Annotated in this window: 7 protein-coding genes, 1 tRNA gene and 2 pseudogenes; all 10 read right to left on the minus strand. The window is 55.7% G+C overall.

Features of this window, described 5'->3' with window-relative positions:
* Nucleotides 1-95: 95 nt before the first annotated feature.
* The gene (locus tag JN756_RS21595) at nucleotides 96-2,240 is read right to left on the minus strand and encodes a DEAD/DEAH box helicase (RefSeq protein ID WP_195788052.1); all 2,145 of its coding nucleotides are present in this window, start codon (nucleotides 2,238-2,240) and stop codon (nucleotides 96-98) included.
* A 6-nt stretch (nucleotides 2,241-2,246) separates the two neighbouring features.
* Nucleotides 2,247-3,860 carry a HamA C-terminal domain-containing protein gene (locus JN756_RS21600; protein WP_195788050.1) on the minus strand — a complete coding sequence of 538 codons (1,614 nt, stop codon included), beginning with the start codon at nucleotides 3,858-3,860 and terminating at the stop codon, nucleotides 2,247-2,249.
* Between the two features lie 265 nt (nucleotides 3,861-4,125).
* Nucleotides 4,126-6,294 carry an nSTAND3 domain-containing NTPase gene (locus JN756_RS21605; RefSeq protein ID WP_201021340.1) on the minus strand — a complete coding sequence of 723 codons (2,169 nt, stop codon included), beginning with the start codon at nucleotides 6,292-6,294 and terminating at the stop codon, nucleotides 4,126-4,128.
* A 602-nt stretch (nucleotides 6,295-6,896) separates the two neighbouring features.
* Nucleotides 6,897-7,511, minus strand: a pseudogene (locus JN756_RS21610) (tyrosine-type recombinase/integrase); the annotation flags it as partial.
* Between the two features lie 19 nt (nucleotides 7,512-7,530).
* Nucleotides 7,531-7,626 (minus strand): annotated as a pseudogene (locus tag JN756_RS32230) (Arm DNA-binding domain-containing protein); the annotation flags it as partial.
* A 384-nt stretch (nucleotides 7,627-8,010) separates the two neighbouring features.
* A tRNA-Pro gene (locus tag JN756_RS21615) sits at nucleotides 8,011-8,087 on the minus strand.
* Nucleotides 8,088-8,177: 90 nt separating this feature from the next.
* Complete coding sequence (locus tag JN756_RS21620; protein WP_003174972.1) at nucleotides 8,178-8,534, minus strand: MerR family transcriptional regulator; 357 nt, start codon at nucleotides 8,532-8,534, stop codon at nucleotides 8,178-8,180.
* Nucleotides 8,515-8,817 (minus strand): integration host factor subunit alpha, encoded by a 303-nt coding sequence (gene ihfA / locus JN756_RS21625; RefSeq protein WP_002553164.1) that lies wholly within the window; start codon nucleotides 8,815-8,817, stop codon nucleotides 8,515-8,517. The genes JN756_RS21620 and ihfA overlap by 20 nt, the downstream gene beginning before the upstream one ends.
* A 3-nt stretch (nucleotides 8,818-8,820) precedes the next feature.
* Nucleotides 8,821-11,199, minus strand: a complete 2,379-nt coding sequence (pheT, locus tag JN756_RS21630) for a phenylalanine--tRNA ligase subunit beta (RefSeq protein WP_017847665.1) — start codon at nucleotides 11,197-11,199, stop codon at nucleotides 8,821-8,823.
* A 26-nt stretch (nucleotides 11,200-11,225) separates the two neighbouring features.
* Nucleotides 11,226-12,242, minus strand: coding sequence for a phenylalanine--tRNA ligase subunit alpha (pheS, locus tag JN756_RS21635; RefSeq protein WP_017847666.1), 1,017 nt, complete (start codon nucleotides 12,240-12,242; stop codon nucleotides 11,226-11,228).
* Nucleotides 12,243-12,307: the final 65 nt, after the last annotated feature.

A 12,307-nucleotide genomic window follows, 5' to 3' on the forward strand; every position in this document is an offset into this window, starting at 1 on the left:
ACTACAAACTTGAGCCCCTAGACCATTTAAGCCCCCCTCGTCCACTTTGCAGGGGGCTTATAGATCGCTCCTTATACACAACTGACTTAGGCAAGCTACATCTCGGCAATCGCCCATTTCATAATATTTCGCTCAAACGGAGACAGCGGCATCCTATCCAGACGGCTCGCCAAGTGCCGTAACTTGTTCAGCAGGTCATTCAGGTTGTCAGATGGAAGGATCGAATTCTTAATCCGCGTCGAGACCTGCGTGGGGATACCATATTCGTCCAGTGCCGTCAGTAAGGGATCGTGAAAAAGGTTCTCCATCTGCTCAGAGAAGAAGCTGAAGTCTCCTGGCTCAATATTGCGCTGGGTGAAAACATCCGCCTGGATCTTGCTGATGGCCATAAAATCACGAGGAAGGCGGTAGCACAGGACGTTACGGATAAACTTGAGTCGAAGGTTGATCGCTTCGCTCGCAGTGGTACCTGCTCGGTTAGTGTCGATCGCATTCTGCAGATACGCCGAGAAGTCCTTCTCCATCCGGACAGAGTTGATATTAAAGGCGAGCTGAGGGCCTGAGATGATTCCATAATCCATAAGTTTGGTCTGAAGGTGATCACAGACTAGGGTGCACACGTATTCGAGTTGGTTTTGTTCGGGGTTTCCTTTCCAAGTGAGCATTCGACGACTCACTGGAAGGTTTCTGATAATTGATTCGGCGATCTCTATCTGCCGGTCAACCGGGATATGCCGATTTTCGACGAGGGTGGCTGTGGACAGCAACGGTGTGGCATACACCCGATCCAACCGTTGGCGGGAGATCTCCGTGAGGTACTCCGGCTCTAGCTTCATCAAAAGCCCCATTGGCGAGTCTTCGTTCTGCAGTCCGATCGGATAGTCTACGGTGAGATCTTTTTCTTCCGGCGGTGCCTCCAGCATGTAAACCTTGCCGATGAAGTAGCGGTTCATGCGGCCCGCGCGGCCAGAAATATTCTTGAAGGTGAAGAAATCGAACGGTGTGTTACTGACCCTACGGTCATAAATGATGACGTTTTCTGCTGAGGTATTGACCCCCTCAATCATCGTAGACGTGCAGATGATGTGCTTGATTGTCCCCTCGTTGAAGAGCTTCACAAAATACTGCTGCAGCGCCCTAGGGACGCCACCATGGTGAATGGCGATACCGAGCGATATGGCCTTGGCGACGTTCCACTGTGGGTGGTACTCCTTCGCGATCCATTGAGCAATGTCTTGGGTCTGCGCGAGCGGCGAAAGCCCGCCTTTTTCGATAAGGAGCTGTGCAATCTTGTTTGCGCTTGCCGGCGACTGAGAGTAGATGAGCGTGGGAGTGGTAATTTTGCGGCAGAGTTCTAGGAGTTTGTCCTTGCGCGCATCTCCGTTGGTCGGCAGATTGAAATGCTCAACATCAACGGCCACTGTGGAAAAATTGGAGGGGATGAAATTGTACTCGTAAGCGTCAAGACCGTGGATATTTTGGATATGAGGGCCCAGTAGATAGAACTGCGCCCCCTGTCTCGCCAGCTTGTGGAAAGCCAAGCTCAAATCAATCGCACGGCTGCCGGCTTCCGAGTCGCTGGACAGATCAAGTTTGTAGAATTCATCTACGACGAAAAAACCGACGTCCTGTAGATCGTCACGCTGGAGAACCCTCTCCTGGGTCAGCAGATAGACATTTACTTGCGCGTCGTCGGCTTCCTGAGTCGGATGCGTAATGACATTGCATCTCTGTTTGAAACGCTTGACCAGACGTCGGCGCGTTTCGTCGATGAGGGCGATGGTTGGGACGATGACCACGATCTTGCGAAATTTTTCCTGGGCCAGAATGGCGTCTATCACCAGGCTTTTGCCGACGCTTGTGGAGGCACTCAGCACGACGTTACGTCCTTGCATTAGCAAGCTGAACACATGAGCCTGGAGCCGGTGAAAAACCATGCCCGCTTCAACTCCATCCACCCGATGCAGCTCGTAGGCAAGGCGGTCTGAAATCGATACTTCATCGAGGTACGGGGTGATGTAGGGAAATAGCCCCACTGCGCGGATCATGCTCAGCAGCAGGGATTGCTCAACTTCATCAAACAAGGCGAATTTATCGAGTGCACGGATGACGAGGTCTCGCCCTTCCCACTCTGGGTTCCCCCGGTTCACGGCAACACTGATGGCTTGGAGAAGCTCGATCCTGAAACTTGAATCGTCACCGAGTCGTTCGAGTCGTTCCTTAACTACTTCATATCTCATGTCAGCCTAAATCCTGCAACGTGAGTTGAACTCTTTGATCAAGTTCTGGATGCTTTCGATAGGAACAAGAAATACTGCAATTCGGATCTGATCCATTTTCTTCGGCAGTTGGGCTTTCAATGAACTGTAGTGGTCATTGATCTCGTGCTTCAGCCGATCAATATAGTTAGATAGGTATCCAGAGGATAAGGCATCACTGTCGTAAGCCAGTAATACAGGAAAGCACAGCACCTTCAGCATCTCTTCGGTAGGCGCGTTTCGTTCCAATGCTCTATTGAAATCATCCGAATTGGAGCGAAGGTGATTCGGTTCGCGCAGTGAGATGATGATCTCGCGCTCGTTGGTCAGTGCGGCTTTGTTAATTGTGGAATCCAGCGTGCTGCAAACCTGCGCCATAGTCTGGGCCATGGTTCCCACTGTAATCATCCTCGACAAACCCAGCCAGAGTTGATCGCCCTCGCCTGAGCGCTGAATAACATGGGCGTTCCCAAACTCGGATAAGCCTGTCTTTGAGGCAAAAAACACTTTGCAGGCGATCGGCTCGCTATTTTCCTTATTCCTCAGGATCACATGCAGGATCAATTCTGCAATTAACTTATCGCGCTCCATGCCATTCTGAGTGAACGTAGCAATCGCCTTCGCCAGAATCGTCTGCGCATGGTGAACCTGAAAATTCACGATCTCGCTGGCTTGCAGACAGAACTCGGGGAGCCACTGAACCAGGTGCTCAGCGAGCTCCTTATGCCTCCATTCGCCAAAGTCATACTGGACGTCGTACCCGGTCAGGCTGCGTAGTAATCCCTCCTCGGTTGCGGCATGGAACTCGACCAGAAAAGGTGGAGGCTTGGATTTATAAGGCTTCGAGTAGGTGATGTTTTTGCTGTCAGCCGCCGTCAGGAGTGCATCGAGGCGATCCATGGCAGCGGCGCGCGTAATGAGCTTTTGTGTAGATTCGGAGATAACGTTCGCAGTTGCCGCATCATCGGCCCAGCCCAGAAATTCCGCGTAGATTGCCTGCTGTTGTTTGTGCGTGGGCCACGAGCCTTGAAGATCGATGATTTCTGCCAGCTTGCGCAAATTCACCGACTCCAGCGCATCCACATCGCCACAGATCTGCCACACAAAATTATCTGCCCAATAGCAAAAGTCGCGCCCCCTGGGTGAACGTGTTTTCTTGAACTTCTTAGCAAGAGCTGCTCCACGGCTGGTCGCAAGGTCAGGCAGAGTTCGCTTTTCAAGCTCCAGCTTGAAGCAACTCAAAGCTTTGGCGGTATCGCGCTTGGTGACCATTCGGAACAGAGCTTTTCCAGGACGACAGTCACACAGAAGTGACTTCTGCAGTAGCGAAGTGTCAGCCCGGCCGTTGTCCAGAGCGGTTGCTTCACTCTGGTTCCACTTGCTGTCGCCCTCGGTAGTTTTGACCTGAATATATTCGTTAACCGTCTCACCAGACTGGCGAGAGACCAGCACGATGTCGTCAGCAGTCTCACACTCGACCTGCTGGTAACTGCTATCGCGGAGCATCTTCAATATGAAGGAAACTGCAACGTGATCCTGATACTTGAAACCTTGCCTTGCCGCAGGCCCGCCCTTGTTCGATGGGATCTTGATAAGCACCATGACGTCCCTGTATCGCTTGAATCGAGCCAGTCACGTCGGCATGCTGAGCTCACTCAGGGATAGCAGACGCGCGTGTTAGTGTGAAAGCTACCACTAATGGCAATTGGCCGACTATCCCTATTCCACAACCCATCACCCTCGCGACGCCAGAGCCGCGACACTGAAACCATTCATGGAGGAAACATGCAGATCACATTGCAAGGTGAGGACGACCTGGAACAGGCGCTTCGCGAGATACATCTACGAGCTTGGTAAGCGTCTACGATTATTTGTCGACATCGTCGAACACCGAGCGCTTTGTCACGACGGGGGTGGAAGGCGGAGCGTCCTCCTTCTTTTGCGTCACGATGTGCGTCCAATCCGCTTCGTCTTCGGAGCTTTCATCATGCTGGCGCTTGCGCTCTTCAAGCGCCTCGACTGAGCGTTTCACGTGATCTCGCGCGTCGTCGATCAAAGCCGTGGCGTCCGCGTCGGCACCAATCGTCTCAATGCGATCAAGCACGCTGAGAAGCTTTTTAAAGTGGCTGTCAGGCTCTTCGTCCAAGTCAGCGGCGGCGGCGATCTCATCGATCCTCTCTTCGAGCGACGGCAGCACAGTTGTCCGCAGCGCCAAGCCCACACCGATAAGCCTTAGCGGCGGTATGACCGCTAGCATCTGTGGCTCGTCGAAGAAGGAGACGTCGAGACCGTTGAGCACGGCAGATTCCAGCCTGTCGGCTACCTCAGAGCGCAGATCGTTAGGCAAGACGCTGAGGTGATGAGCACGTGCATAGGTGGCGATTCGGGGATCGTTGCTAGCTAGATCAGATTGCCAGCAGGACCGTCGAAGTAGATTGGGAAATTGCTCGACGGCTTTGACGAACACGGCCTCGCTCGAACGATAGGAGAGGAAGTGAAACAGCATCCAATTGCGGTGCAATTCGTCGGGCGTGCGGCCAAGTCGTGCGACCAGAGCGTCGTCGAGCGTTGTCTGGATGACAAGCGCATCTCGAATGAGCGGCGAGCCCTCGCACGTGAAGCTGCTGAGAATGGTGTCGATAGTCGCGCCTCGTATGAGCGCCGCCATCATATGGGGCTTCTGGCGCAGAATCTCCGTAAGGGCATCGGAGATCGTCGGATGGGCGAAGGTCCATTTTGATCCGGAAAGCTTCAGGAACGAGCCCTTCAGCTCAGCAAAACAATCCTGAATCTTAGTGAGAGTGTACCCAGTCAGCTCAGCGACCGCCTGTGCGGCCGAAGCGTCATGATCGCTAGGATCGAATCCGGCCTGATGGACATACACGAGGATGAGCGCGGCCTGCAGCTGATCATCTAAGGCGTTGACGGTATCAATCAGATGCTCTGTCGGCTCCTCCATAAAGCGTACGAGTGAGCTTTCGCGGGGCGCTAGGCCCTTGGTGAAGTTTGGGTCGCCGAGACGTTCGGCGATCCCTGGGAGAAAATCGCGAACCGCAGCGACAGCGGCTAGATGCGGTTTGATGCTCGATCGCCAGCTCTGGCTCTGCTCACCGAAATTCACATGATTATAGAGAATCTGCGTCTTCTCTTCGAACGTCAACTCGCCGACATCCACCACGGCGCTGCCGTCTGCAAATTGGGCAAGGTTGCGCTGCCCGAGCCGGCGCCGCGCCGCTTCATAGATATGTTTTCGGGAAGTTAAAAGAAATCGATTGCCATGCTTGATCGCGGCCCGCAGCTTGGAGAAGGCAGACGTCCAGTCCTGCACATAATCGTCGCGTAGCACATTGGAGCCAAAGGCATCGTCGATCCAGAAGAAGCGCCCCGGATCATTAGGATTCCAACCGGCCTCAAAGTCGCGCGGGCTGGTCAGAGCAAGTACCGTGTTGTCTGGATTCTCCGACGCTATGGTCGACACGATGGCGCCAATCGCCGATTTACCGCTGGAGGGATTACCGAGTAGCAACACTACGCCGTGCTCAGAGATCGCGCTGACCGCATCGCGATGAGCCTGCGTAGGCACATAGGTGCGAAGCTTTGGAATCCAGCTGTCAAGCAACGCCCGGCTCTGCTCGCTGAGCCGCTCATCTACGATCGATGTGAGGTCGCCTAGGCCGTAGACCTGCGGAACGAGGGCCCGGAGGCGCGCGCTGCTCCTGATAACACGGACGATATACTGGCGACCGAGAATGTGCGGCTTACGCACGCCAAGCGCGCGGAGTTTGGCACGCATTGCGGCTGCGACGGGCGCGTCTACGCTCATGTTCGTCATGAAGGCGTAGGTCTCTGCTTGACCGGCTTTGACCAGTTCCTCGACATGAGCAATCTCGGCGGTGAGATCACTGAGCTTCAACGCCTTTGCGGCATCGGACGTATGCTTGCATTGCACGGTTCCGATCAGCAGGGCGTCGTTTTCTGCAGAAATGAGGAAGACCGCGTCCTGACCGCCGTCTTGAGCTTCGCGGAAGATTTCCACGGGCCGGCCAAGCACGACCTCGCATACCTGGGAGCATAGATCCTGAAATGCGCGCCAGCCGATGGTGTGAAGCGCTAGATCGCTCCAAGGGCCGTTTGCTCTACGTTCGGGCAGCACAGAAGACTTGATTAACACACTCTCGCCCTTCATGCAGTGGCAACAACACGTGGAACGCCGACCGGAGCAGGAGGGATCTTCGCGTCTGTGAGGTCGCAATTTGCATCCAAATCAAGACGGTACTTATAGAAGCAGCGCTTTGCCACCTCTCTAGCTGACGGCAGACTATTAGGAGGATCCATGGAAAGCCTAGCGCCGCACATCACTAGGAGGCTGGCGGCGTTCATAGAGGCTAGTAGTCGAGTGATTGTCTCAGGCGTCAAGCACCCCCCCCACGGAGAAATATCTCGCCTACCTGATTCAGCCGCGATTTCGTCGATCCAGTTGATCGAATTAGTAGCACTCACCGTTGTTCCTCACTTTGGCTTTCTCAAAGCCCTTCTTCCCTGATCAGTGATCGAAGGAGTCATGCCGCAGTGCGTCACTCCTTGGTCTCCTCAAATCTATCCTGTCCGACCTTGATCGCATAGCCTGACTTCGGACTGCTAATCAGCAGGTACCCGCTTCAGGCTCAGAAAATCCGTTGAAGGTCGCCCGATTTGCGACACGTAAGCTTCAGGCGCAGGGAGCGGAACGCCGACCTCTAGTGCATCTAATAAGTCCGCCCAGTATTGCATCATCCTACGTCTCGGCTCGACGTATTCTGCATGATTGTATGCAGCCCGAATTTGGTTGGCATCAGCATGTGAAAGCTGCGCCTCAATCCACTCTTCTACAAAGCCAACCTCGTTGAGCGCCGTTGAGATGGTGGCCCTGATGCCATGACCGGTGAGCCTCCCTTTGTAACCCATCCGGCTAATCGCGGTGTTAAGGGTATTTTCACTGATCATTTCCTGCGGTTCGTATCGGTGAACCAGCAGATACCGTGCACCACGCGCCCTTAACTGCATCAGCCGCTGCACAATTGCAATTGCTTGAGTAGACAGCGGAATCACATAAGGTGGAATCTCATTTCCCTGTGTTCGCACACGACTTCGGAGCTGCTTCACACCCTCCGGCGGCACCAGCCAGATCCCCTTGTCGAAGTCGAATTGGTCTGGCGTCGCCGCCCGTAGCTCTCCTGTACGCACGCCCGTCAGCAGCAATAGACGAATACCAATGCCAGCGCTTCGAACCCGTCGTAGGAACTTGCAGAGATAAGCCATCCCCATCAGTTAACGTATAAGGTTTGCTGGCGGGTTTGGCTTGCTTGATCGCTGTATCTGTCAGAGCCATCAGACACCTCCTTTTGCATGAAGGAGGTGAATACAACCCAGCGGTAGACGAACCAATACGAAAATTGATGCGCAAGGAATCGTAAAAGGCTGTGCCAGCGGTGTACTTAAATGTGTACTTAAAAACCGTGGCTGGAGATGGATTCCAGTGGAATTCAGAAAACGAAAAAAGCGGCTCAAGGCCGCTATTTCCGTGGCTTCCAGGCGTTCAGTGGGCCTTAATGGAAGCAAATATGGCGCAGCGGACGAGACTCGAATACAAATACGCCATCTCAGATCGCAGCGCTACCAAGATCCAAGATATCCGTGGGAGTAAATGTGGGAGTAATTTTGTAGGCCTGAAAAAGCCCAACCTGAAAAGATTGGGCTAAGTCATTGAAAAATATGGTCGGGACGGAGTGATTCGAACACTCGACCCCTAGCACCCCATGCTAGTGCGCTACCGGACTGCGCTACGCCCCGACTAGGCGTGTTACTGGGTTCGCTTCGCAATGAAGCGATCAGGAATATACCGCAAGCTTTTGAAATGTGGAAGTATTTTAAAAGCCTGAATCATTTTTTCAGAACCACCAGCACATCTTCGAGTTCGGAGATCATTTGGCGGATCAGTTGCTTGTATTGGGTGGTGTCGTCTTTGGCTTCATCACCGGACATGCGCTGGCGCGCGCCGCTGATGGTGAACCCCTGGTCGTACAGCAATGCACGGATCTGTCGGATCATCAGCACATCCTGGCGCTGATAATACCGACGGTTCCCGGTGCGTTTGACGGGGTTGAGTTGAGGAAACTCCTGCTCCCAATAGCGCAGCACATGCGGTTTTACCGCACAGAGCTCGCTGACTTCACCGATGGTGAAGTAGCGTTTGCCTGGGATGACGGGTAGCTCGTCGTTATGACTTGGTTCCAGCATAAGCCTCAACTCGGGCCTTCAACTTCTGCCCTGGACGAAAGGTGACCACACGGCGAGCCGTGATCGGGATTTCTTCTCCCGTTTTTGGATTGCGGCCAGGCCGCTGGCGTTTGTCTCGCAGGTCAAAATTGCCGAAACCGGACAATTTGACCTGTTCGTTGTCTTCCAGAGCGTGTCTGATTTCTTCAAAGAACAACTCGACCAATTCCTTGGCCTCGCGTTTGTTCAGACCTAACTCTTCGTACAGACGTTCCGCCATCTCAGCTTTCGTCAAAGCCCCCATACGTCACTTCCTTAACGTGGCGTTCAACCTTTGTTCGAGCGAGGTGAGGATATTTTGTGTCGTGGTATTCACCTCATCGTCATTAAGAGTGCGCGATGGATGCTGCCAGGTCAAGCCAACTGCAAGGCTTTTTCTATGCGGATCAATGCCTTTACCCTGATAGACGTCAAATAGCCTGAGGTCCGTCAGCCATTCGCCTGCATTTTCACGGATGACATCCAGAACGGCCGTGGCGGACACTTCACGATCGGCGATCAGCGCCAGGTCGCGACGCACTTCCGGGAAGCGCGACAGCTCGCTGAATTTCGGCATCTTGCCCAAAGCGACTTCGGCCAGGACCAGTTCGAAAACGAAGACCGGACGGTCGAGACCGAGGGTTTTCGACAGTTCCGGGTGAAGGGCACCGACGAAGCCCACCAGTCGACCTTCGCGCTCGATGCGCGCCGTCTGGCCCGGGTGCAACGCTGGGTGGCTGCCTGGCACGAACGAGAAATCGTTCAGTGCTCCGGCAAACCCCAATACGGCTTCCACGTCCGCTTTAACGTCGAAGAAGTCCACTGCATCACGGCCTTGGGCCCAGCCTTCCGGCAAGCGGCTACCGCAAACAACACCGGCAAGCATCGGCTCTTGCTTCAAGCCATCCAGCTGGCCGACGAAACGCAGGCCGCTTTCGAACATACGCACGCGGTCTTGCTGGCGGTTCAGGTTGTGGGAAAGTGCCTTCACCAGGCCTGGCCACAACGACGAACGCATGGCGGCCATGTCGTTGGAGATCGGGTTGGCCAACAACAGCGGCTCGACGCCTGGGTTGAACAGTTCGAACTGCTTAGGATCGATGAAGCTGTAGGTCACCGCTTCCTGATAGCCACGGGCAACCAGCAGACGGCGCAGCTCAGGCAGGTGCGCGCGCGCTTCGGCCTTGGGTTGCGGCGCCAGGCGCGCTTGCGGGTAGCGAACCGGCAGACGGTTGTAGCCGTAGAGACGGGCCAGTTCTTCGATCAGGTCGACTTCGAGGCTGATATCGAAGCGATGGCTTGGCACCTCAACGCGCCACTGTCCGGCTTCACCGGCGGCAATGCCCAGGCCGAGGGCCGAAAGCAGACGCTCGATTTCCGCTGGCTCGATCACCAGGCCGAGCATTTGCTCAACGCTTTTGGCGCGCAGGGTGATCGGTGCAATCGACGGCAGGTATTGTTCGCTGACGGTTTCAGTGATCGGGCCCGCTTCGCCACCGGTGATTTCCAGCAGCAGGCCAGTGGCGCGCTCCATGGCTTCACGCGCCAGTTTCCAGTCCACGCCACGCTCGTAGCGGTGCGACGCATCGGTGTGCAGGCCGTAGGAACGAGCCTTGCCGGCGATGGCGATCTGGTCGAAGAATGCGCTCTCAAGAAAGATGTCACGCGTGGTTGCGGACACACCGCTGTGTTCGCCACCCATCACACCGGCAATCGCCAGGGCGCGGGAATGGTCGGCGATCACCAGGGTGTCGGCACGCAGGCTGACTTCCTGGCCGTCGAGCAGAACCAGCTTCTCGCCTTCTTCCGCCATCCGCACACGGATGCCACCATTGATTTCGGCGAGATCGAACGCGTGCAACGGCTGGCCGAGTTCAATCATCACATAGTTGGTGATATCGACGGCGGCGTCGATGCTGCGCACGTCGGCGCGACGCAGGCGCTCAACCATCCACAGCGGCGTTGGCTTGGACAGGTCGACGTTGCGGATCACACGCCCCAGGTAACGCGGGCACGCGTTGGGTGCCAGTACTTCGATCGAGCGCACTTCATCATGCACCGCAGCAACTGCGGCAACCACCGGCCGGGTGACGGGCGCGTCGTACAGCGCGCCTACTTCACGTGCCAGACCCGCCAGGGACAGGCAGTCGCCGCGGTTCGGGGTCAGGTCGACCTCGATGCTGGCGTCTTCCAGTTCCAGGTAGACACGAATGTCCTGGCCCACGGGCGCGTCGGCCGGCAGTTCCATCAGGCCATCATTGCCCTCGCCCACCTGCAGTTCCGCCTGGGAGCACAGCATGCCGTTGGACTCAACGCCACGCAGCTTGGCTTTCTTGATCTTGAAGTCGCCCGGCAGTTCGGCGCCGATCATGGCGAACGGGATCTTCAGGCCCGGGCGCACGTTAGGCGCTCCGCACACGACCTGGAACGTCTGCGCGCCATTGCTGACCTGACACACACGCAATTTGTCGGCATCGGGGTGCTGCTCGGTGCTCAGCACCTCACCCACGACCACACCGCTGAATACGCCGGCGGCCGGAGTAACGCTATCGACCTCAAGACCGGCCATCGACAGACGAGCAACCAGCTCGTCGCGGCTTACCTGCGGGCTTACCCAGCCACGCAGCCATTGTTCACTGAATTTCATCCTGCTCTCCTAAAGATTCGTTACGACTAGCGAAATTGCGCGAGGAACCGCAAGTCGTTGTCGAAGAACAGACGCAAGTCGTTCACGCCGTAACGCAGCATGGCCAGACGCTCAACGCCCATGCCGAAGGCAAAGCCCGAGAACTCTTCCGGGTCGATCCCGGACATGCGCAGCACGTTGGGGTGAACCATGCCGCAGCCCATCACTTCCAGCCAGCCGGTCTGCTTGCAGACGCGGCAGCCTTTACCGCTGCACATCACGCATTCCATGTCGACTTCGGCGGAAGGCTCGGTGAACGGGAAGAACGATGGACGGAAACGCACCGCCAGCTCTTTCTCGAAGAACACCCGCAGGAACTCTTCGATGGTGCCTTTGAGGTCGGCGAAATTGATATCGCGATCGACCAGCAGGCCTTCGACCTGGTGGAACATCGGCGAGTGGGTAATATCGGAGTCGCTGCGGTACACACGGCCTGGGCAGACGATGCGGATCGGCGGCTTGTTCGCTTCCATGGTGCGGACCTGTACCGGCGAGGTATGGGTGCGCAACAACATGTTCGCGTTGAAATAGAAGGTGTCGTGCATCGACCGGGCCGGGTGATGGCCTGGGATGTTGAGCGCCTCGAAGTTGTGATAGTCGTCTTCGACCTCAGGGCCTTCGGCGATGCCGTAGCCGATATGGGTGAAGAACTGCTCGATACGTTCCAGAGTCCGGGTGATCGGATGCAGACCGCCCGAGGCCTGGCCACGGCCAGGCAAGGTTACGTCAATGGACTCGGCGGCGAGCTTGGCCGAAAGTTCGGCCTCCTCGAGCGACGCCTTGCGCGCATTGAGAACCTCTGTGACACGCTCCTTGGCGACGTTGATCAGCGCACCGACTTGCGGACGCTCTTCAGCCGGCAAATTCCCCAGGGTCTTCATCACCTGAGTCAATTCACCCTTTTTGCCAAGGTAGTGAACCCGGATTTGCTCCAGGGCATTGATATCTTCAGCGCTTTGCACAGCCTCAAGAGCTTGAGCGACGAGCGCGTCCAGGTTTTCCATGTACAGACTCCAGATACAAAATAGGGGAAGAGCTTGAAGGCTCTTCCCCTATTTATGACGTTTAA

Source organism: Pseudomonas sp. Y39-6, assembly GCF_023651955.1.
Lineage (GTDB): Bacteria > Pseudomonadota > Gammaproteobacteria > Pseudomonadales > Pseudomonadaceae > Aquipseudomonas > Aquipseudomonas veronii.

What these genes read in the sequence shown, in the direction of transcription:
- JN756_RS21595 (WP_195788052.1), bottom strand. Translation starts at nt 2,240, where the DNA reads ATGAGATATGAAGTAGTTAAGGAACGACTCGAACGACTCGGTGACGAT.
- JN756_RS21600 (WP_195788050.1), bottom strand. Translation starts at nt 3,860, where the DNA reads ATGGTGCTTATCAAGATCCCATCGAACAAGGGCGGGCCTGCGGCAAGG.
- JN756_RS21620 (WP_003174972.1), bottom strand. Translation starts at nt 8,534, where the DNA reads ATGCTGGAACCAAGTCATAACGACGAGCTACCCGTCATCCCAGGCAAA.
- ihfA (WP_002553164.1), bottom strand. Translation starts at nt 8,817, where the DNA reads ATGGGGGCTTTGACGAAAGCTGAGATGGCGGAACGTCTGTACGAAGAG.
- pheT (WP_017847665.1), bottom strand. Translation starts at nt 11,199, where the DNA reads ATGAAATTCAGTGAACAATGGCTGCGTGGCTGGGTAAGCCCGCAGGTA.
- pheS (WP_017847666.1), bottom strand. Translation starts at nt 12,242, where the DNA reads ATGGAAAACCTGGACGCGCTCGTCGCTCAAGCTCTTGAGGCTGTGCAA.